The sequence below is a fragment of the Pseudescherichia sp. genome, assembly GCF_032052675.1.
In the GTDB taxonomy this organism is placed as follows: domain Bacteria; phylum Pseudomonadota; class Gammaproteobacteria; order Enterobacterales; family Enterobacteriaceae; genus Pseudescherichia.
Genome location: NZ_DAMBWA010000004.1, coordinates 61,020 through 82,611, shown reverse-complemented (window position 1 = coordinate 82,611; position 21,592 = coordinate 61,020). Strand labels below are relative to the sequence as shown.

Sequence of the window (21,592 nt, the reverse complement as noted above, 5' to 3'; positions counted from 1 at the left end):
AGGTTACGATTGACAATACGCTTTTTCACGGACCCGATGGAACAAAGCCGTGCACCGTCAGCCGCTACACTATAATGGGCGGGTGTCCAGGCTTTCGAGGTAGCTATGCTATTCATTTTACGCGCAATCATTGTTGTTATTTACAGCATCCTGGTCTGTATCTTTGGCTGTATCTACTGCCTGTTTAGCCCACGGAATCCAAAACACGTCGCCACCTTCGGCCATCTGTTCGGCCGTCTGGCGCCGGTCATGGGTATCAAAGTAGAGCTGCGCATGCCGCCTGATGCGGCAACGTACGGTAATGCGATCTACATCGGCAACCACCAGAACAACTACGATATGGTTACCGCGGCAAGCATTGTGCAGCCGCGCACCGTCACCGTGGGCAAAAAGAGCCTGCTGTGGATCCCGTTCTTTGGCCAACTCTACTGGCTGACCGGTAACCTGCTGATTGACCGCGATAACCGTGCTAAAGCGCACGGGACCATCGCTCAGGTGGTCAAGCATATTCAGAAGCGAAACATCTCTATCTGGATGTTCCCGGAAGGTACCCGCAGCCGCGGGCGGGGGCTGTTGCCGTTTAAGACCGGCGCGTTCCATGCGGCTATCGCTGCTGGCGTGCCCATTATTCCGGTATGCGTTTCGAATACCTCTAATAAAATTAACCTTAACCGTCTGAATAACGGTCTGGTGATTGTCGAAATGCTGCCGCCGGTGGACACCAGCCGGTTTGGCAAAGATCAGGTGCGCGAGCTGGCTACTCACTGCCGTGCGCTGATGGCGGAAAAGATCGCCGAGCTTGATAGCGAAGTTGCCGCCCGCGAAGCCGCTGGCAAGCGGTAGAGGTAGCCGTACCTTTTTACGCGCTTTAGTCCGTTTTACAGGGAGCAAGATATGTCACTCAGTCGGCGTCAGTTTATCCAGGCCTCCGGCGCTGCGCTTTGTGTGGGCGCGGTTCCGCTACGGGCCAACGCCGCCGGGCAGCAGCAGCCGCTGCCTGTGCCGCCGCTTATTGAATCCCGCCGTGGGCAGCCGCTGTTTCTGACCCTGCAGCGGGCGCACTGGTCCTTTACCCCGGGCACCCGCGCCCAGGTATGGGGCATTAACGGGCGCTACCTGGGGCCGACCATTCGCGTCTGGAGCGGTGATGACGTGAAGATGATCTACAGCAACCGGCTGGCAGAGAACGTCGCCATGACCATCAGCGGCCTGCAGGTGCCGGGTCCGCTGATCGGCGGCCCGGCGCGAATGATGTCCCCCAGCGCTGACTGGGCGCCGGTGCTGCCGATCCGCCAGAGCGCGGCGACGCTCTGGTATCACGCTAACACGCCCAACCGCACCGCGGAGCAGGTCTATAACGGCCTGGCTGGCATGTGGTTGATTGAGGATGAGGTGAGTAAATCGCTGCCCATCCCCAATCACTATGGCGTAGATGATTTTCCCGTCATTATTCAGGACAAGCGGCTGGATAACTTCGGCACGCCAGAGTACAGCGAGCCGGGCAGCGGCGGCTTCGTTGGCGATACGCTACTGGTTAACGGCGCGCAGAGCCCCTATGTCGAGGTGTCACGCGGCTGGGTACGCCTGCGCCTGCTGAACGCCTCTAACGCCCGACGCTATCAGCTGCAGATGAGCGATGGCCGGGCGCTGCACGTTATCTCCGGCGACCAGGGCTTTTTACCCGCGCCGGTGTCGGTGAAGCAGCTTTCGCTGGCCCCTGGCGAACGGCGTGAGATCCTCGTGAATATGACCAACGGTGACGAAGTGTCGATCACCTGCGGCGAAGCGGCGGGCATTGTTGACCGCATCCGCGGCTTCTTTGAGCCATCAAGCATCCTGATCTCCACCCTGGTGCTGACGTTACGTCCCACCGGGCTGCTGCCGCTGGTGACCGATACGCTGCCGCTGCGGCTGCTGCCGACGGAGCTGATGAGCGGTGCGGCGGTGCGCAGCCGCGATATTGCCCTCGGCGACGATCCGGGGATCAACGGCCAGCTGTGGGATATCAAGCGTATCGATATTACCGCCCAGCAGGGGACGTGGGAGCGCTGGACGGTGCGTGCCGACACGCCGCAGTCGTTCCATATCGAGGGCGTCAGCTTCCTGATCCGCAACGTCAACGGCGCGATGCCGTTCCCGGAGGATCGGGGGATGAAGGATACCGTCTGGGTAGATGGGCAGGTTGAGCTACTGGTCTACTACGGACAGCCTTCGTGGCCGCACTTCCCGTTCCAGTACTTTAGCCAGACGCTGGAGATGTCCGACCGTGGCTCTATCGGTCAGCTGCTGGTCAACCCGGCACCGTAAATCGCCGGGTGGCGGCTTCGCCTTACCCGGCCTACGCAACCTGTATGCCGGGTAAATATCCCGTACAAAATTCCTTCATTTCCCCCATTGTTCAAGCGTATAATCGCCGCCCTTTGACGACCTTTTTTTAATCACCCCGGAAGCATTATGAGCGCTATCTCCCTGATCCAGCCGGATCGCGACCTCTTCTCATGGCCGCAGTACTGGGCTGCCTGTTTCGGCCCCGCGCCGTTTTTGCCCATGTCACGTGAAGAGATGGATCAGCTTGGCTGGGACAGCTGCGACATCATCCTGGTTACCGGGGATGCCTATGTCGATCACCCGAGCTTCGGCATGGCGATCTGCGGACGCATGCTGGAGGCGCAGGGTTTCCGCGTCGGCATCATTGCCCAGCCGGACTGGAACAGCAAAGAGGACTTTATGCGCCTCGGCAAGCCGAATCTCTTCTTCGGCGTCACCGCGGGTAACATGGACTCGATGATCAACCGCTACACCGCCGATCGTAAGCTGCGTCATGACGATGCCTATACGCCGGATAACGTGGCGGGCAAGCGCCCGGATCGTGCCACTCTGGCCTATACCCAGCGCTGTAAAGAGGCGTGGAAAGATGTGCCGGTGATCCTTGGCGGCATTGAGGCGAGCCTGCGCCGTACCGCGCACTACGACTACTGGTCGGATACCGTGCGTCGCTCGGTGCTGGTGGATTCCAAAGCCGACATGCTGATCTTCGGCAACGGTGAGCGTCCGCTGGTTGAGGTTGCCCATCGCCTGTCACAGGGCGAGCCGGTGGCCAGCATCCGTGACGTACGCAACACCGCCATTATGGTCAAAGAGGCGCTGCCGGGCTGGAGCGGGGTAGACTCCCGCATCATTGATATGCCGGGCAAAATCGATCCAATCCCCCATCCGTATGGAGAGGATCTGCCGTGTGCCGATAACAAGCCTGTTGAACCCAAAAAAGCCGAAGCAAAAGCCGTGGTCATCCAGCCGCCGCGTCCGAAGCCGTGGGAGAAGATCTACGTTCTGCTGCCCTCCTTTGAGAAGGTGAAGGCCGACAAGGTGCTCTACGCCCATGCCTCGCGCATTCTGCACCATGAGACCAACCCAGGCTGCGCGCGGGCGCTGATGCAGAAGCACGGCGACCGCTACATCTGGATCAACCCGCCGGCGATCCCGCTCTCCACCGAAGAGATGGACAGCGTCTTTGCGCTGCCCTACAAGCGCGTGCCGCATCCGGCCTACGGCAACAGCCGCATTCCGGCCTATGAGATGATCCGTTTCTCGGTCAACATCATGCGCGGCTGCTTTGGCGGCTGCTCCTTCTGCTCCATCACCGAGCACGAAGGGCGCATTATCCAGAGCCGCTCCGAAGAGTCGATCATCAACGAGATCGAAGCGATTCGTGACACCGTGCCGGGCTTTACCGGAGTGATCTCCGATCTCGGTGGCCCAACGGCCAATATGTATATGCTGCGCTGTAAGTCGCCGCGCGCAGAGCAGACCTGCCGCCGCCTGTCGTGCGTCTACCCGGATATCTGTCCGCATATGGATACCAACCATGAGCCGACGATCAACCTCTATCGCCGCGCCCGGGATCTGAAGGGGATCAAAAAGATCCTTATCGCATCCGGCGTGCGCTACGACATCGCCGTGGAAGATCCGCGCTACATCAAAGAGCTGGCAACCCATCACGTGGGCGGCTACCTGAAGATTGCGCCAGAGCACACTGAAGAAGGCCCGCTGTCGAAGATGATGAAGCCGGGGATGGGCAGCTACGACCGCTTTAAAGAGCTGTTTGATACCTACTCAAAGCAGGCCGGGAAAGAGCAGTATCTGATCCCGTACTTTATCTCCGCCCACCCGGGAACGCGTGACGAAGACATGGTGAATCTGGCCGTGTGGCTCAAAAAACACCGCTTCCGCCTCGATCAGGTACAGAACTTCTATCCGTCACCGCTGGCCAACTCGACGACCATGTATTACACCGGCAAGAACCCGCTCGGCAAGATTGGCTACAAGAGTGAGAACGTCGTGGTGCCGAAGGGCGAGAAACAGCGTCGCCTGCATAAGGCGCTGCTGCGCTATCACGATCCGAAAAACTGGCCGCTGATCCGCCAGGCGCTAGAAGAGATGGGTAAAAAGCATCTGATCGGTAGCCGTCGCGACTGCCTGGTGCCTGCGCCAACCCTCGACGAGATGCGGGAGGCACAGCGCCAGAACCGCCATACGCGTCCGGCGCTGACCAAGCATACGCCGATTGTGCATCAGCGTTCGAACGGAACGGCACCTGCTGCGAACAAAAAACGCGGAAAAGTCGCCGGACGTTAATTTCGTGAAAATGCCCGGTGGCGATAGCGCCACCGGGCAACGCATTACCCGCCAAACTGGTCCGGATCGGGGCCGAGGCGTTTGCCTTGATCAAGCTTCGCGATCTCGCTCAGCTCATCTTTATCGAGGCGGAAATCCCACACCTTAAAGTTTTCCGCAATGCGTGCCGGGGTGACCGATTTCGGGATCACCACCAGGCCCTGATCCAGGTGCCAGCGGATGACGATCTGCGCCGGGGTTTTACCGTACTTGTCCGCCAGCTCGCGAATGATCTTCTGGTCAAAGACCCCTTCACCGCCCTGGGCCAGCGGGCTCCAGGATTCGGTCTGGATCTTATGGGTCGCGTTCCAGGCGTGCAGCTGACGCTGCTGCAGCAGCGGATGCAGCTCAATCTGGTTGATCACCGGCGTGACGCCAGTTTCGTCGATCAGGCGTTGCAGATGGCTAATCTGGAAGTTACAGACGCCAATGCTCTTTACCAGCCCCTGCTCCCGCAGTTTGATCATTCCCTTCCAGGCTTCAACGTAATGATCGATAGCCGGAACCGGCCAGTGCATCAAGTAGAGATCAACATGATCGAGTTTCAGCTTGTCGAGGCTGGCCTGTAACGCCTCCTGAGGGCGGGTCTGGTCGTCATTCCACAGCTTGGTGGTGATAAACAGATCGCTGCGCGGGATCCCAGCGCTTTCGATAGCTTTGCCGACGCCTTCTTCATTTTTGTAGGCTGCGGCGGTATCAATCGAGCGATAGCCCACCTCCAGCGCTTTATGAATGGCGGTGACGACCTCTTCGTTGCCCGCTTTCCATACGCCGAGGCCCAGCTGCGGCATTACGTTGCCGTCCTGAAGCTTAATCACGGTTGGATTTGCCATGCATTCCTCCTTATATGAAATCCACCCGGGCTGGCCCAGGTGGAGTTGAGTGACTTAAGTCTGGTCGAAAAGCCCAAAAACGAAAGTATTAGAAGAAAAAACCTTTAGCGTGCGGCTTCGTAGATGCGTCGGCTAACGTCGAGGGTAATATCCTGATGTTCGCCTAATTGGGTCATGCCGTGCTCGTTCAGCTTCTCAATCAGGGCGGGGATAGAGCTGCCGTCGAGGCCGTAGCCGGAGAGGCGGGTCGGGACGCCCATCTGCTCGAAGAAGCTACGCGTGGCGGCAATGGCCGCGTCGATACGCTCGTCGTCGCTGCCTTCGGTGATGTTCCAGACGCGTTCGGCGTACTGCAGCAGCTTGCCGCGTTTAGCCTCGCGTTTTTCATTCCACAGCGCGGGCAGCACCACTGCCAGCGTCTGGGCATGATCCAGACCGTGCATCGCCGTCAGCTCGTGACCCAGCATATGGGTGGCCCAGTCCTGCGGCACGCCCGCGCCGATCAGGCCGTTCAGCGCCTGGGTTGCCGCCCACATGACGTTGGCGCGCACGCTGTAGTTCTCCGGCTCCTGCAGCGCTTTCGGACCCTCTTCGATCAGCGTCAGCAGAATGCCTTCCGCGAAACGATCCTGAATTTTGCCATCAACGGGATAGGTCACGTACTGCTCAACGGTATGGACAAAGGCATCGACTACGCCGTTTGCCACCTGGCGCGGCGGCAGGGTGTAGGTGTAAACCGGGTCAAGAATAGCGAATACCGGCTGGACGAACGGAGAGTGGAACGCCTGCTTGTCGCCGGTGGCTTTACGGGAAACAACCGCGCCCTTGTTAGACTCGGAGCCGGTAGCCGGCAGGGTCAGCACGGAGCCCATCGGGATGGCGCTGTTGATCTCGCTGCCGCGGGTTTGCAGGATGTGCCACGGATCGATGCCGTCAGCATAGTGCGCAGCGGCGGCGATAAATTTTGTGCCGTCCAGCACCGAGCCACCGCCGACCGCCAGCAGGAAGGTGATCTTCTCTTCGCGGGCAATCGCCACCGCTTTCATCAGCGTTTCGTAAGAGGGGTTCGGCTCAATGCCGCCAAACTCCAGCACGTCGAGGCCGTTTAGCGCGCTATAGACCTGATCCAGCACGCCGGTTTTTTTAACGCTACCACCGCCGTAGGTGATCAGCACGCGTGCGCCTGCCGGGATCTGGTCGCGCAGATCGGCAATGGCGTTTTTACCAAACAGGATGCGGGTAGGGGTGTGGAGATTAAAGTTATTCATGACGCTTTCCCTTGTATCGGTGAAAAAACAGACGGCAGCGAACTGCCTGTTGAGGGTTATTGTGGTCTTCGCGCCCGACACGCTCAATGCACATTCCTGCCGATCTCTTGCCCATTCCTCCCGAGCGCTGGAGAAATCGCATAAAAACGCGCACACTGAGCGCAATAAAAAATGCGTGTGGAGTGGGATGAAATGAACCGCGAAGCGATCTGTCGCCAGCTGACGCAGCAGATTAAGCAGCTGAAAAATAATGAGAACAGGCTCAGTGCTCTACTGCCCGACGTACGGCTGCTCTACGGTACCCAGCCCGGGACGCGTACGCCGGTAATGTATCAGCCTGGCATCGTGATCCTCTTTTCCGGGCATAAAATCGGTTATATCAACGATCGCGTTTTTCGCTACGACACGAATGAGTATCTGCTGCTCACCGTGCCGCTACCTTTTGAGTGTGAAACCTTTGCCACCCCAGAGGTGCCGCTGGCGGGGATCCGCCTTAACGTTGATATTTTACAGCTGCAGGAGCTGCTGATGGATATTGGCGAGGACGAGCATTTCCAGCCCGCTATGGCGGCAAGCGGCATCAATTCGGCGACGCTGTCGGGGGAGATCCTCTGCGCTATTGAGAGGCTGCTGGACGTGATGGCCCGGCCGCTGGATGCGCGGATTTTGGGTAAGCAGATCGTACGCGAAATTCTCTATCACGTGCTGACAGGGCCGTGCGGCGGGGCGCTACTGGCACTGGTCAGCCGCCAGACCCACTTCAGCCTCATTAGCCGGGTGCTGAAACGTATCGAGAGCCAGTACACCGAGAACCTGAGCGTGGACCAGCTGGCCGCCGAAGCCAACATGAGCGTGTCGGCGTTTCATCATAACTTTAAATCGGTGACCAGCACCTCGCCGCTACAGTATCTGAAGACCTACCGGCTGCACCGGGCGCGGATGTTGATGATCCACGACGGCATGAAGGCCAGTGCGGCGGCAATACGCGTTGGCTACGAAAGCCCTTCGCAGTTTAGCCGCGAGTTCAAACGCTACTTTGGCGTGACGCCGGGAGAGGATGCGGCGCGGATTAGAGGGGTGTAGTGATTATGGAGGCCGGATAAGCGCAGCGCTATCCGGCATTTACTAGAGGGAAGAGATCAGGCGTTGCAGTACTTCTTCTTGATCACCACAACCAGCGTACCCAGCAGTCCGGCCACCAGCAGGAACACCGGCAGGATCATCAGGAAGGTCATGACCTGATCCTCATGGCGCTTGACGAAGGGGATCATGCTCAGGGCGTAGCCGAGGCCGGTGACGACGCCTACCCATAGCAGGCCACTCAGCCAGTTAAAGAGCTGAAAGCGGCGGTTCGACAGCCCGGAGATACCCGCCATAGTAGGCAGCAGGGTACGGACGAAAGCGAGAAAGCGCCCGGCCAGCAGTGCCAGAAGACCGTGTCTGTCAAACATACAGGTCGCGCGTTGGTGATACTTCGCTGGCAGCTGCGCCAGCCAGCCTTTGACCACCCGTGTATTACCAAGCCAGCGGCCCTGAATATAGCTCAGCCAGCAGCCGAGGCTGGCGGCAGTCGTCAGAATAACCAGCGCAGGGACAAAATCCATCACGCCGCGGGCGATCAGCGCCCCGGTCAGCAGCAGCAGGCTATCGCCGGGTAAGAACGAGGCAGGAAGCAGTCCATTTTCCAAAAACAGCGTTGCAAACATAACCAGGTAAACAACGCCAACAACATGTGGGTTAGCTAACGCTGCGAAATCGTGTTGCCAGAGCGCAGCGATAATTTCTTGAATAACAGCCATGGACATTCCTGTGGAACCGCGTAATTAAGGCTTATTGTACTCCTGAAATGCCCGCAGCACCTTGATCGTTAGCGCAAGAAATGCAGACAATTCCACTGGTATTGTCTAAATTTCTACCAGCCACATACACTTTACACGATACGCGCGGTATCTGCGTAACATTCGTTGACCTTCGTCAGTATGACTTACAAGTTTCAGCGTATTTTCTAAGTCCTATGAAACGCGCCTATAGATACCGGTTCTACCCAACGCCCGCTCAGGCTGAGCTACTGGCTCAGACGTTCGGCTGTGTGCGTTTTGTTTATAACAGCATACTTCGCTGGCGCACCGATGCGTACTATGAGCGTCAGGAGAAAATCGGCTATCCTCAGGCCGACAAGCGACTGACAGCCCTGAAAGCCATGCCGGAATATGCTTTCCTGCGCGATGTTTCAGCCGTGCCGCTCCAGCAAGCCATACGCCACCAGCAGGACGCGTTTAAAAACTTCTTTGCAGGTCGCGCCGGGTATCCGGCATTCAAGAGCAAGCGCCATAAACAGGCTGCTACCTTCATGAATACGGCGTTCAAATACCGCGACGGCAGGCTGTACATGGCAAAGAGCAAAGCGCCCCTTGATGTGCGCTGGAGTCGCCCGCTGCCGTCTGCGCCGTCCTCTATCAACATCACCCGCGATGCCGCCGGGCGATACTTCGTCTCTTGCCTCTGTGAATTTGAACCAACATCACTGCCAGTCACCGTTTCTACGGTCGGCATTGATGTTGGTTTAAAAGATGTGTTCGTCACCGATACCGGATTCAAATCCGGCAATCCCCGCCATACCGCGAAATACGCGGCACGTCTGGCGCTGCTCCAGCGCCGGTTAAGCAAAAAGGCCAGAGGCTCAAAAAACCGCGCCAAAGCCCGCTTAAAGGTGGCCCGGCTCCATGCGAAAATTGCCGATTGCCGTCTGGATGCCCTGCACAAGGCCACCCGCAAACTGATTAACGAGAACCAGGTTGTTTGCGTCGAATCCCTAAAGGTGAAGAACATGATCCGCAATCCGTCGCTGTCGAAAGCGATAGCAGACGCAGGCTGGGGCGAATTTGTGCGCCAGCTAAAGTACAAAGGCGAATGGGCGGGGCGGTCAGTGGTAGCGATTGACCCGTTTTTCCCGTCCTCAAAACGCTGTAGCTGCTGCGGTTTCATCCTGAAAAAAATGCCTCTTAATGTGCGTGAATGGCACTGCCCGGAATGCGGTGCAGACCACGATCGCGACGTTAACGCGGCCCGTAATATTAAAGCTGCCGGGCTGGCAGTGTTAGCCCACGGAGAGCCTGTAAATCCTGAACCGCATAAAGCGGCTCAGGTCCGGCTCCGTGAAGTGGGAATCCTCGTCCTTTAGGGCAGGGAGTAGTCAAACGATGCGCTGAAATCCTGCCGCTAAATCAGCAATCAGATCGTCAACGTTTTCTAAACCGATATGCACGCGGATCAGCGTTCCGGTGAAGTCGATCTCACCCTCAGGACGGATAGCGGCAATGTGCTCCGGCTGGTTGGCGAGGATCAGCGACTCAAAGCCGCCCCAGGAGTAGGCCATGCTGAACAGAGTGAAGTTGTCGAGATAGGCCGCCAGCTCATCGTTGCTCAGACGTTTGTTTAGCACAAAGGAAAAGAGGCCGCTGCTGCCGGTAAAGTCACGCTTCCAGAACTCGTGGCCCTTGCTGCCTGGCAGAGCAGGGTGGTTCACCTTCGCGACCTGCGGATGCGCCGCCAGCCACTCGGCAATCGCCAGGCTGCTCTCATGGTGCTGACGCAGGCGGACGCCCAGAGTGCGCAGGCCTCGGCTGGTCATATAGGCGGTGTCCGCATCCAGCATCTGCCCCATCAGGTAGGCGTTCTCGCGCAGCTGATCCCAGCAGCGGGCGTTGGAGACCGCCGTGCCAACCATCGCATCCGAATGGCCAATCAGGTACTTGGTCCCTGCCTGGATAGAGATATCAATTCCAAACTCCAGCGCCTTAAACAGAATCCCCGCCGCCCAGGTATTATCGATCATGATAATCGCCTCTGGCGCAACGCGTCTGACCGCCTCGACAATCGCCGGAACGTCGTGGACTTCCATAGTGATAGAGCCGGGCGCTTCGAGGAACACCACCTTCGTATTGGGCTGAATGAGATTTGCGATATCCGCGCCGATCAGCGGATCAAACCAGCCGGTAGTGACGCCGAGCTTGGCCAGAATTTTGCTGCAGAAATCCTGGGTTGGTTCATAGGCGGTGTTGGTCACCAGGACATGGTCGCCCTGCTCAACAAAGGCGAGGAGGGTATTCGCTACGGCAGCGGCGCCGCAGGGGAAGAGCGCGCAGCCTGCGCCGCCCTCTAGCTCACACATCGCCTCCTGCAGGGAGAAGTGGGTCAGCGTCCCCCGGCGGCCGTAGAACAGTTCACCTTTAGCACGGCCGCGCGTTGCCTGCTTCTTGGCTTCCACCGTGTCAAAAACCAGCGACGAAGCGCGCTGGATCACGCTGTTCACCGAACCCTGGGTGTATTTTTTGCTGCGTCCGGCATTCACCAGCGCGGTATCAATGTGCTTCGCTGTCATCTTCACGCTACCCTGATTTTTATACGTCTGGATGTCTAGACTACCACGATCGGGCAGAAGTTGACCCTGGCAAATGCCAAAAACAGGGAAATTTTTTTCTTCCTCCTGCCCAGCGCTATGGCGATGGTAGACAGCTTTCCCGCGACGTGTAATACCAAAAATAAAGATGTGTGACATCTGTACCAGTTATTAAAAAACATAAAAGGGGAGTGAAATTTAGCAATAGGCCGCAGCAGAAAAATAGCCGTAGATTGGCACAAACGCATTCTGTGGGAGATTGATTGTGGCAAATAATACAAGGTTGTCGATTGCAGAAAAATTAGGGTTTGGCATGGGGGACGCGGCCTGCGGCATTGTCTACTCCTCTGTAACCATGTTTTTAACCTGGTTCTATACCGATATTTATGGACTGTCAGCGGCGGCGGTGGGAGTCATGTTTTTAGTCACCCGCATCCTTGACGCTATTACCGATCCGCTAACCGGTATCGTTGCCGATCGGGTTAAAACCCGCTGGGGACATTTCCGCCCCTGGCTTATTTGGTTTGCCGTCCCTTATGCAGTGCTGGCCGTTATGACGTTTACGACTCCCGCATTTGGCGCATCCGGAAAACTGATCTACGCCTATATTACCTATACCCTCCTCATGCTCTGCTACACCTTTATTAATATTCCCTACTGCGCGTTGGGGGGAGTAATTACCCGCGATGAGAAGGATCGCCTGTCGGCGCAGTCTTATCGCTTTACCATCTCGTCCGCTGCCGGACTGATGGTGTCGGTCGCCACCCTGTTTCTGGTGGACTGGCTGGGTAAAGAGGATAAACAGTTTGGTTTTCAGGCCACGATGGGCATCATGGGCGCGATTGCTATTGTGATGCTGCTGTTCTGCTTTTTCTCTACCAAAGAGCGCGTCGCCCCGGCGGTGGAAACGCAAAGTAGCGTACGAGAGGATATTCGCTGTCTGCTGGCGAACGATCAGTGGCGTATTGTGGCAATTATCACTTTCTTTTCCAGTATGGCCGGAGTGATGCGTAGCGCGGCGACGCTCTATTATGCGACCTATTTAATGATGGGCGGCGTACAGACGGCGGCGGGTACGGTAATGAAGTCTGCCTTTGTCTCTACCAGCGTGGTGGGCACTATTATCGGTAGCCTGGCCGCAGGTTATTTAGCTAAGCGCTACCGAGCCGTTTCACTATTTAAAAATATTAACCTGCTGCTGGTATTTACCGGCGTGGTGATGTTCTTTATTCCGCCTACCTGGTTGGCAGTGGTGTTCCCGCTCTATTTCCTGGTCGGCTTTTTCCATCAAATGTACCAGCCTTTTAAATGGAATATGATGGCCAACGCGGCGGACTATGGCGAGTGGAAGTTCGGCCACCGTATTACCGGCTTATCCTATTCGGGAAATCTCTTTGCCTTAAAAATGGGGATGGCCGTGGCGGGCGCTGCCGTCGGGTTTGCTCTGGGCCTGTTTGGCTACCAGGCAGGCGTCGCTGAACAGACGCCGTTAGCCACCGCCGGTATTGTCGGGCTGCTGACCCTGGGGCCCTCGCTCTCCTATCTGATCCTCTGGTGGCTGGCGCGCTTCTATAAGCTCGATGACACCATGATGGCAACGATACAGCGCGATCTGGCCGCCCGGGAACAGGCTGCCCGCCCTGCAGCCAGCGATCGTCCGGTGCTGGTGGGTGACGAACTGAAAAACGCATAAGGGAACCGCATCATGTCGCAGAATACCTATCAAAATCCGATTCTTTGCGCCGACTATTCGGATCCGGATATCGTCCGCGTTGGGGATGACTTTTTTATGGTCTCGTCGAGCTTCAACCATATGCCGGCGTTGCCCGTACTGCACTCAACGGATCTGGTCAGCTGGCGGATTATCAACCATGTGTTTGCTTCCCTCGATCTTGCTGGCTACGACACCGTGCAGCCCGGAAAAGGGGTCTGGGCACCCTCCCTGCGCTGGCATAACGATCGCCTGTGGGTCTTTTTCAGCACCCCCGACGAGGGGATTTTTATGTGTCATACCCAGGATCCGTGGGGAGCGTGGAGCAAGCCGCACTGCGTCCAGCCCGCCAAAGGCTGGATCGATCCCTGTCCTTTCTGGGATGAGGATGGCAGCGCCTGGCTGGTTCACGCCTTCGCCCATAGCCGCAGCGGCATTAAGCATAAGCTACAGCTTTTCTCGATGAAGCCAGACGGTACGGCGCTACAGGGGGAGGGGCAGATTATCTATGATGGCAGCTGCGATCTCCCGACGCTGGAGGGGCCGAAGGTCTATAAACGCAACGGCCTCTATTACATCTTCGCGCCAGCGGGTGGGGTGGAGACCGGTTGGCAGACGGTACTGCGCGCGCCAGAGATGACCGGGCCGTGGGAGGCACGAAACGTGCTCTTTCAAGGAGAGACCGCCGTGAACGGCCCCCATCAGGGGGGATGGGTAGAGCTGAAAAACGGCGAGTGCTGGTTTGTCCATTTTCAGGATGCGCACCTCTATGGCCGTATCGTTCATCTCCAGCCGATGTCATGGGACGAGGATGGCTGGCCGCACATAGGCGAGCCTTTTGGTGGGGCAGGCGCCGGGCAGCCGGTTCTGCGCTGGCAAAAGCCAGGCGGCCTGCCTGCGGTGACGCCCTATGCGCCTCAGACCAGCGATGATTTTGCTACCGGCAGGCCTGGGCTACAGTGGCAGTGGCAGGCCAATCCTCAGCCGAACTGGCTGATCCCGGCTACGCAGGGTCTTCATCTACGCTGTATCCTGCTGCCCGAGTTTGCGGGTCAGCAGACGCTTTACGCCGCACCGCAGCTGCTGCTGCAAAAGTTTCCGGCATTTACCTTTACTGCCCGCACGCGCGCTACGCTCGCCGCCGCAGAGCCTGAAAGCTGCGGCGGGCTGATTATCTATGGCGAACGTTATGCCGCGCTGGTTATTGTCCGTCGTCAGCAGTGCCATCAGCTCTGTTATGTTCACGGCTGGATGAGTGATGCGGGCGTAATCAGAGAGCAATGCCAGGCCCTGCATATGCTCTCGTCCGCAACCTGTGAGCTTCAGGTTAGCGTAGGGGAGGGCGGTGTCAGCCAGTTTGCCTGGCGTGAAGATGGCGGGGCGTGGCAGCAGGTACCGCGCACCTTTGCTGCCGGTAAAGGAAAATGGGTTGGGGCTAAAGTAGGCATCTTTGCCGCTGCCACGGCAGACGCGCAGGATCCCGGCGAATGTCGCTTTGAAGATTTTGTGCTGGAAGTTCGATAATTTTCTGAAAATTGCGCTTACGGCATTTTTTACTGCGTAAGCGCAAGGAAAGTTTGTCAAAATTACGCCACTATGTAAATACTAATGAGAACTACTATCAATTCGATGCTGTTTTGATATTATTATGCTCAGATTTTGTGATTTGCGTCCGGAGATACAGAGTGGGTAATAATTTGATGCAGACGGATCTCTCCGTTTGGGGTATGTATCACCATGCCGATATCGTCGTAAAGCTGGTGATGATTGGCTTGATTCTGGCGTCCATTGTCACCTGGGCGATTTTCTTCAGCAAAAGCGTGGAGATGTTCTCGCATAAGCGCCGTCTTAAGCGCGAGCAGAAGCTGTTAAGCGAAGCGCGCACGCTGGATCAGGCGAGCGAAATCGCAGCCAGTTTCCACGCCAGTAGCCTGAGCACGCAGCTGCTGAACGAAGCGCAGAACGAGCTTGAGCTCTCCGCTGGCTCTGAAGATAACGAAGGCATCAAAGAGCGTACCGGGTTCCGTCTTGAGCGGCGCGTCGCTGCCGTTGGCCGTCACCTGGGCCGCGGTAATGGTTTCCTCGCGACCATTGGCGCTATCTCACCGTTTATCGGCCTGTTTGGTACCGTATGGGGCATTATGAATAGCTTTATCGGTATTGCCCAGACCCAGACCACTAACCTCGCCGTCGTTGCGCCAGGCATTGCTGAAGCGCTGCTGGCCACGGCAATCGGCCTGGTCGCCGCTATCCCCGCGGTGGTCATTTATAACATCTTTGCCCGCTCTATCGGCGGCTATAAAGCCATGTTGGGCGATGTTGCCGCGCAGGTGCTGCTGCTGCAGAGCCGCGATCTCGACCTGGCTGCCAGCCCGTCGGCTGCACCGGTTCACTCCGCACAGAAACTACGTTTAGGTTAATTCCGTATGGCAATGCGTCTTAATGAAAATCTGGACGATAACGGCGAAATGCATGAGATCAACGTGACGCCGTTTATCGACGTTATGCTGGTGCTGCTGATTATCTTCATGGTGGCGGCCCCGCTGGCCACCGTTGACGTGAAGGTAAACTTACCGGCCTCCTCCAGCCAGCCGCAACCGCGTCCGGAAAAGCCGGTTTACCTGTCGGTGAAAGCGGATAACAGCATGTTTATCGGTAACGATCCGGTGACCGAAGAGACGATGGTCAATGCGCTGAACGCCCAGACCGCGGGTAAGAAAGATACCACCATCTTCTTCCGTGCGGATAAAACCGTAGATTATGAGACGATGATGAAGGTCATGGATACCCTGCATCAGGCGGGTTATCTGAAGATTGGTCTGGTGGGTGAAGAGGTGACGCGCCCGAAATAAGCGCAGCATTGAGATAAAAAAAGGGGCCATCGCGGCCCCTTTTTGTTGCATGCAAAACTAGCTTAAGTGCATCCCGCCGGTGACACCGTGTACTTCGGCAGTCACGTAGCTTGACTCCTGGCTCGCCAGATAGACGTAAATAGCGGCGACCTCAGCAGGTTGCCCGGCGCGTTTCAGCGGCGTGGACTGACCAAACTTCGGTAGTTTCTCCTGCGGCTGACCGCCAGAGATTTGCAGCGCCGTCCAGACAGGGCCCGGTGCAACGCTGTTCACACGAATGCCTTTCTCTGCCACCTGTTTTGCCAGCCCGCGGGTAAAGTTGAGGATGGCCGCCTTGGTGGAGGCGTAGTCCAGCAGGGTCGCATTTGGCTGATAGGCCTCCACCGACGAGGTGGTGATAATGCTGGCACCCGGCTGCAGGAACTTCAGCGCCTCCTGGGTGATCCAGAACAGCGAGAAGACGTTAGTCTTATAGGTCTGCTCAAACTGCTCTGAGGTGAGATCGGCAATATCTTCTACGGCGGTCTGTTTCCCGGCGACCAGCGCCAGAATATCCAATCCGCCCAGGGCATCGCGCGCCTGGTTAACCAGCGAGCGGGTAAAGGCTTCATCGGTCAGATCGCCTGGGATCAGCACCGCTTTGCGCCCTTCAGCTTCAATCAGCGCTTTGACTTCCTGCGCATCCTCTTCTTCAGCTGGCAGGTAGTTAATCACGACATCAGCGCCTTCACGCGCGTAAGCGATGGCGGCAGCGCGCCCGATACCGGAGTCGCCCCCTGTCACCAGTGCCTTACGATCCTTAAGACGGCCGCTACCCACATAGCTCTTCTCGCCACAGTCGGGGACGGGATCCATTTTTGCCTGCACCCCTGGCGCGGGCTGCTTCTGTTTCGGGTAACCCTCAGTGTAATACTGGGTGGTGGGGTCCTGAATTTTCGTCTGATCGTTTGCCATAAGTCGTCTCCATCTGTGATACATCCTGATTAAGGATAGATGCTTATGCGGGAAATGCAGGCGAACCGGACGATTCCCTATGGTTATCGATCGCAACCAGAGGCTGGGGAGCTTATGGCTTGGAGGCGGTAGAGAGGCGCTCAGACGGGAGTTCCGGCTCCTCCTGGAGTGCCACTCTGTTAACGCTGCCGGTGCGGTATTCACCGTCGGCAAGCTTGCGGGTAAGACGCAAGGTGGCGGTTTCTCGTTCAAGAAGGTGCTGGTAGTTTGTTTCCAGCTTTGCCATGATCTTTTCCCGTAAGTCGGGATGCAGAGCGATGATTTCATCAATTGCCGCCCCGTAGATCTCCTCTTTAACCTGTAAGGCATAGATCTCACGGCGGTTCTGCCACTTTAGCCTGATCAGCGCCGCGGGAATAGAGAGAGACTCCCTGGCGATACGCTGGATCGTCTCATTTTTATTCTGGATTAATGCATCCAGATTTTGCTTTAAGATAAATTCATCGCTCTTTGTCTCATCTAAAGTCAAATAGACATTGTTATTATCAATCTCTTTATTCACGCGAATCGTCCTGTAGCGTATAAAACATAGGCGTATCTTTTTCGTGGGTTATGAGATTAAGCCAAATTTCTTTTCCCGCGCCATTTATGTCGGTCGTTTTTTTTGTGATTATTTGACTTAAAAGCTGGGGATCAATTTCGCCCGTGGCCTGAAGATCGTTCAGTACTCGGCAAAAGGTTTCAATTTTAACGACCCGGTATAGCCTGTCTTTTATATGCCGGTCGCGCTCTTCCAGCAGCATATTACGTGATTGCCGGGTACGGTTAACGTTGGTTAATATATCGCTTTCATAATCCGCGAGCGTTCTTTTTCCCTGAGCTAAATCGGCATCTTTTTCTGCTTCTCCCGCATCGGTTTTCACTGTGGAGACGTGAAAACGAGCCGGGACAAGATTCTCGGGCAACATCGCTAATATCCTGTTATTTCAACGGGGTGGAGATGGGCGGGCGTGAGTTGCGTTGACAATATCATGGCGCAATTTTAAAATCAAAAAAAATGGAGCCCGCTAATGAACAGTATTTTTTATTCTGTTATTGTCCTGCTGCTGCTGACCGGCGGCGTACTTTTAATGATGCGTGGGTTCAATAAAAGCTCGCCAGCAGAAGAGATAAGCCCCTCATACGACCCGCCTCCCTTAAGCAAAGAGGAGGGGGACGATCATTTTTCCCTGCTGATGAATGCCATTACGCCCATATGGTACTGGCGCGTCAATCATGAATATATTGATTTTCTGCATGCCACCATCAAGCGAATGAACATGGCGGACCTGAATCGTACGCCGGGGTTATTTGAGGCCCAGCGGCGCTGTAGCGATCTCAATTCAGCGGTATACCGCTACTACGACAATATTAAAAAGCGTTGCCTTAACGGTGAGAAAGTTTCTCATGCCGATCTGGACGTGCTCAATTTACGGCAATGCTTTCGTGAATTTAGCCTTGAGGCCTACCCGGCGCTGGTCGTGCTGGTGTGGCCCGAGTATCAGCGTCCGGAAGTCGATCCCGGTGAGGTGATAACTTTCCCCGCAGAGTAACCGTTCTGCTGACTGACAAACGCGTTGCGTTATGCTTTGCTTAAAAAGCATTCACTTTCCGGAGAGCAACGATGACGCGTCTGACCGCCAAAGACTTCCCGCAGGAACTGCTCGATTACTACGACTACTATGCCCACGGCAAAATTTCCAAACGTGAATTTTTACAGCTGGCAACCCGGTATGCGGTAGGCGGTATGACCGCGCTGGCGCTGTTCGACCTGCTTAAACCGAACTATGCCCTGGCCACGCAGGTAGAATTTACCGACCCGGATATTCTGCCGGAGTATATCCATTATCCTTCGCCGAACGGTCATGGTGAGGTGCGTGGTTATCTGGTTAAGCCAACCAAAACAGAGGGTAAGGTGCCGGCCGTGGTGGTGGTGCATGAGAACCGGGGGCTGAACCCCTATATTGAGGATGTGGCGCGGTGCGTTGCCAAAGCGGGGTATATTGCGCTGGCCCCGGACGGCTTAAGCTCGGTGGGTGGCTTTCCGGGTAACGATGATGAAGGCCGTGCGCTGCAGCAGAAGGTGGATCCCACTAAGCTGATGAATGATTTCTTCGCCGCCGTAGAGTTTATGCAGAGACACCCTGACGCCACCGGTAAGGTGGGCATCACCGGCTTTTGCTATGGCGGTGGCGTAGCGAACGCGGCGGCGGTGGCCTATCCGGAGCTGGCCTGCGCCGTACCTTTTTATGGCCGTCAGGCTCCCATTGCCGACGTGCCAAAAATCAACGCTCCCATTTTACTGCACTACGCCCAGCTGGATACGCGCATCAACGAGGGCTGGCCCGCCTATGAGCAGGCGCTTAAGGCAAATAACAAGGTCTATAAAGCCTATATCTACTCTGGCGTTAACCACGGTTTTCATAATGACTCAACGCCGCGCTATGACCAGGCCGCAGCGGAGCTGGCATGGCAACGTACCCTCGACTGGTTTAAATTATATCTTAATGGTAATAGTTAAGTTAAGTAATAGTTTAGCACCGCTAAAATAGTATAGTTTGTGATCGTTTCATGGTAAGCCAGCAAAACCTTTTGCTGGCCTAAATAACGCCTCTCCTGTCTGACTCTTTAGAGCAGATGGATTCCAGCTGGTTTGCCAGTTACGCTACCTACGGCTGTAAAGCCAGCAACAGTGCGGCCTGGTGGCGCGACGCTTCTCTTTTTTTAAGCCGCAGATAAATAAGTGGCCTCAACTTTCTTTTCTTACTGAAAATAAAAAAGTAAGCGCACGATATTATATTTTTATAGATATCTTGCGGGTCTTTTAAAGAGACGAAAATGCGATTTTACCGCAGCGTATCTTTTTCATTTTGGAAAATGTTAATTGTTATTTTTAAATAGTAAAGCAAGAAATAAATAATAGATGGCGTAAAAAAGCAATGTGATAGGCATCCTTTTTTTGTGCTTATTTTTCAGTGGCTTGTGATTAGGATTATTCTTAATGGTGAGCTTTTTCTATTAAATTTATGGGCATAAATGCAGGCCACACACTATTATGGTCCGTTAATCCTTGTTTTAAGCAAGGTAGCCCATAGTGCGTTTTTTGATCAAAAAAATGACGCGTTACCATACATATTATCATTAACATGCCGATAACTCTGTTAAGTCGCCTGCGACAAGAAGTATCCCCCTTATCGGCAAGGAATTAATTATGCGTGTGCTGCAAAACTTCACCATTCGTTTGGTGATGCTGGTTATTCTCGGCATCTTTTGTCTGATGTGGTCCGGCGTCGGGCTGTATAGCGTCTTTTCGCTCTCAAAAGTGGCTGACGGCAATGAGATAGACCGCCAGCTCGTTAACCAGATGACGCTGCTAAGCCAGGGCAACGATCAATACTTCCGCGTAGTGACCCGTCTGTCACGCGTGCTGGAGACAAAAGCCGCTGGCGGCAGCGCAGACTTCAACCAGGTTCAGCTGGCGCTGGACAACATGAAAACCAAGCTGGAGGCGCTGAAGGCCATCTCACCTGGTCCAATGGATGAAAAGATCTCTGCTCAGGCGATTGCCAGCTGGCAGGCGCTGTTGGATCAGGGGGTAACACCGCAGGTTCAACTGGCGCAGCAGGGCGCCCTGGACGCTTATCGCCAACAGGCAAACAACGTGACCCCTGCGCTGAGCCGCGCATTTGGTGCGGCGGCAGAGGCCTTTAACAGCGCTGCCAGTGCACGTCTGGACGATACACGCGTGATGGTTGACGGACAGACCAGCGTGACCCGCATCCTGATCCTGACGGCGGTGATCCTCGGTCTGCTGATCCTGCTATTTACCGATCGCTATCTGGTGAATCTGCTGGTAAAACCGCTGGCCATTATTCGTCAGCACTTCCGCGTTATTGCCCAGGGCGATCTCAGCCAGCCGGTAGAGGATCTGGGCCGCAACTGCGTAGGCCAGCTGGTACCTCTGCTGCGTGCTATGCAGGAGAGCCTGCGTGACGCGGTTAGCACTATCCGCCAGGGCAGTGACAACATCTGGCGCGGCGCGACTGAAATCTCCAGCGGCAATAACGATCTCTCTTCCCGCACGGAGGAGCAGGCGGCGGCGCTGGAGGAGACGGCGGCCAGCATGGAGCAGCTAACCGCGACGGTTAAGCTCAATGCGGACAACGCGCGCCAGGCCAGCGAGCTCGCAGACGTGGCTTCGACGCGAGCGAGTAAAGGCGGCGAGCTGGTCGACGCGGTGGTCGGTACCATGACCGACATCTCCGCTAGCTCGAAAAAGATCGCTGAGATCACCACGGTGATTAACAGTATTGCTTTCCAGACCAATATCCTGGCGCTCAACGCGGCGGTGGAGGCAGCACGGGCGGGCGAGCAGGGACGTGGTTTTGCGGTTGTCGCCGGGGAAGTGCGTAATCTTGCCAGCCGCAGCGCCGATGCGGCGAAACAGATCGAGTCGCTGATAACCGACTCTGTAAGCCGGGTCGATAAAGGGGCGCAGCTGGTTAATGACGCCGGTACGACAATGGAGGGCATTCTGCAAGCAGTGACGGAAGTGACAACTATCATGAAGCAGATTGCCAGCGCCTCCGCCGAGCAGAGCAAAGGCATCTCTCAGGTCGGCGTTGCGATTACCCAGATGGACAGCGTTACGCAGCAAAACGCCTCGCTGGTTGAAGAGGTTTCCGCAGCGGCGGCCGCTCTTGAGCGCCAGACCGAGGAGCTACAGCGTTCGGTACAGCGGTTCCGCCTCTCTGGCAACGATGAGCAAAAAGCGGGGAGCGCAGCGGTAAACGCTGTTGCTATGCCGCGTCCCGCCGTCGCGCATTCCGCTCAGGATGAGTGGGTTGCGTTCTAAACGCGTC

Annotated in this window: 19 protein-coding genes; 12 read left to right on the top strand and 7 right to left on the bottom strand. The window is 56.1% G+C overall.

Annotated elements, in window-relative coordinates:
- The first annotated feature begins 105 nt into the window (after positions 1–105).
- The 3 genes from plsC to RTX96_RS07210 all read left to right on the top strand — a co-directional run bounded on the left by plsC (position 106) and on the right by RTX96_RS07210 (position 4,635).
- The gene (gene plsC, locus RTX96_RS07220; RefSeq protein WP_268109113.1) at positions 106–843 is read left to right on the top strand and encodes a 1-acylglycerol-3-phosphate O-acyltransferase; all 738 of its coding nucleotides are present in this window, start codon (positions 106–108) and stop codon (positions 841–843) included.
- 51 nt (positions 844–894) lie between these two features.
- Positions 895–2,307: a cell division protein FtsP gene (ftsP, locus tag RTX96_RS07215; RefSeq protein ID WP_312670627.1), complete on the top strand. Its 1,413-nt coding sequence runs from the start codon at positions 895–897 to the stop codon at positions 2,305–2,307.
- 147 nt (positions 2,308–2,454) lie between these two features.
- Entirely contained in the window at positions 2,455–4,635 is a 2,181-nt protein-coding gene (locus RTX96_RS07210; protein ID WP_312268575.1) for a YgiQ family radical SAM protein, read from the top strand.
- Positions 4,636–4,679: 44 nt separating this feature from the next.
- On the opposite strand, the gene dkgA is transcribed toward RTX96_RS07210, so the two are convergent.
- On the bottom strand, positions 4,680–5,507 hold the full coding sequence (gene dkgA / locus RTX96_RS07205; RefSeq protein ID WP_312670626.1) for a 2,5-didehydrogluconate reductase DkgA: 828 nt from the start codon (positions 5,505–5,507) through the stop codon (positions 4,680–4,682).
- A 104-nt stretch (positions 5,508–5,611) separates the two neighbouring features.
- On the bottom strand, positions 5,612–6,775 hold the full coding sequence (gene yqhD, locus RTX96_RS07200) for an alcohol dehydrogenase (RefSeq protein ID WP_103820766.1): 1,164 nt from the start codon (positions 6,773–6,775) through the stop codon (positions 5,612–5,614).
- A gap of 192 nt (positions 6,776–6,967) precedes the next feature.
- On the opposite strand from yqhD, the gene RTX96_RS07195 reads away from it, so the two are divergent.
- The gene (locus RTX96_RS07195) at positions 6,968–7,858 is read left to right on the top strand and encodes an AraC family transcriptional regulator (protein ID WP_312268573.1); all 891 of its coding nucleotides are present in this window, start codon (positions 6,968–6,970) and stop codon (positions 7,856–7,858) included.
- A gap of 56 nt (positions 7,859–7,914) precedes the next feature.
- On the opposite strand, the gene yghB is transcribed toward RTX96_RS07195, so the two are convergent.
- A complete protein-coding gene (gene yghB / locus RTX96_RS07190) occupies positions 7,915–8,574 on the bottom strand; it encodes a DedA family general envelope maintenance protein YghB (RefSeq protein WP_103820764.1) in 660 nt (219 codons plus the stop codon).
- A 215-nt stretch (positions 8,575–8,789) separates the two neighbouring features.
- Between yghB and RTX96_RS07185 the strand changes: the two genes are divergently transcribed.
- A complete protein-coding gene (locus RTX96_RS07185) occupies positions 8,790–9,956 on the top strand; it encodes an RNA-guided endonuclease TnpB family protein (RefSeq protein ID WP_312670713.1) in 1,167 nt (388 codons plus the stop codon).
- A gap of 12 nt (positions 9,957–9,968) precedes the next feature.
- Here the strand turns inward: RTX96_RS07185 and metC are convergent, their stop codons facing one another.
- Positions 9,969–11,156 (bottom strand): cystathionine beta-lyase, encoded by a 1,188-nt coding sequence (metC, locus tag RTX96_RS07180; RefSeq protein WP_312670625.1) that lies wholly within the window; start codon positions 11,154–11,156, stop codon positions 9,969–9,971.
- Between the two features lie 331 nt (positions 11,157–11,487).
- On the opposite strand from metC, the gene RTX96_RS07175 reads away from it, so the two are divergent.
- The 4 genes from RTX96_RS07175 (at position 11,488) to exbD (ending at position 15,737) form a co-directional block, all read left to right on the top strand.
- Entirely contained in the window at positions 11,488–12,867 is a 1,380-nt protein-coding gene (locus RTX96_RS07175) for a glycoside-pentoside-hexuronide (GPH):cation symporter (RefSeq protein ID WP_409418557.1), read from the top strand.
- A 12-nt stretch (positions 12,868–12,879) separates the two neighbouring features.
- Positions 12,880–14,409, top strand: coding sequence for a family 43 glycosylhydrolase (locus tag RTX96_RS07170; protein ID WP_312670624.1), 1,530 nt, complete (start codon positions 12,880–12,882; stop codon positions 14,407–14,409).
- A gap of 161 nt (positions 14,410–14,570) precedes the next feature.
- Complete coding sequence (exbB, locus tag RTX96_RS07165; RefSeq protein ID WP_312670623.1) at positions 14,571–15,305, top strand: tol-pal system-associated acyl-CoA thioesterase; 735 nt, start codon at positions 14,571–14,573, stop codon at positions 15,303–15,305.
- A gap of 6 nt (positions 15,306–15,311) precedes the next feature.
- Positions 15,312–15,737 carry a TonB system transport protein ExbD gene (gene exbD, locus RTX96_RS07160; RefSeq protein WP_103820759.1) on the top strand — a complete coding sequence of 142 codons (426 nt, stop codon included), beginning with the start codon at positions 15,312–15,314 and terminating at the stop codon, positions 15,735–15,737.
- Positions 15,738–15,794: 57 nt separating this feature from the next.
- Here exbD and RTX96_RS07155 read toward each other — a convergent pair whose 3' ends face one another.
- The 3 genes from RTX96_RS07155 to RTX96_RS07145 all read right to left on the bottom strand — a co-directional run bounded on the left by RTX96_RS07155 (position 15,795) and on the right by RTX96_RS07145 (position 17,659).
- Positions 15,795–16,691 carry an SDR family oxidoreductase gene (locus RTX96_RS07155; RefSeq protein WP_103820758.1) on the bottom strand — a complete coding sequence of 299 codons (897 nt, stop codon included), beginning with the start codon at positions 16,689–16,691 and terminating at the stop codon, positions 15,795–15,797.
- Positions 16,692–16,803: 112 nt separating this feature from the next.
- Positions 16,804–17,253 carry a cytoplasmic protein gene (locus RTX96_RS07150; RefSeq protein WP_181016635.1) on the bottom strand — a complete coding sequence of 150 codons (450 nt, stop codon included), beginning with the start codon at positions 17,251–17,253 and terminating at the stop codon, positions 16,804–16,806.
- Positions 17,246–17,659, bottom strand: coding sequence for a hypothetical protein (locus RTX96_RS07145; RefSeq protein ID WP_312670622.1), 414 nt, complete (start codon positions 17,657–17,659; stop codon positions 17,246–17,248). Before RTX96_RS07145 ends, RTX96_RS07150 begins: the two co-directional genes overlap by 8 nt.
- 102 nt (positions 17,660–17,761) lie before the next feature.
- Here RTX96_RS07145 and RTX96_RS07140 point away from each other — a divergent pair, with 102 nt between their 5' ends.
- From RTX96_RS07140 to RTX96_RS07130, 3 genes are all read left to right on the top strand, one after another.
- Positions 17,762–18,283, top strand: a complete 522-nt coding sequence (locus tag RTX96_RS07140) for an ESA_00282 family adhesion-associated protein (protein ID WP_103820755.1) — start codon at positions 17,762–17,764, stop codon at positions 18,281–18,283.
- A 71-nt stretch (positions 18,284–18,354) separates the two neighbouring features.
- The gene (gene yghX / locus RTX96_RS07135; RefSeq protein WP_312670621.1) at positions 18,355–19,251 is read left to right on the top strand and encodes a YghX family hydrolase; all 897 of its coding nucleotides are present in this window, start codon (positions 18,355–18,357) and stop codon (positions 19,249–19,251) included.
- Between the two features lie 690 nt (positions 19,252–19,941).
- Complete coding sequence (locus RTX96_RS07130; RefSeq protein ID WP_103820753.1) at positions 19,942–21,585, top strand: methyl-accepting chemotaxis protein; 1,644 nt, start codon at positions 19,942–19,944, stop codon at positions 21,583–21,585.
- The last annotated feature ends 7 nt before the right edge of the window (positions 21,586–21,592 follow it).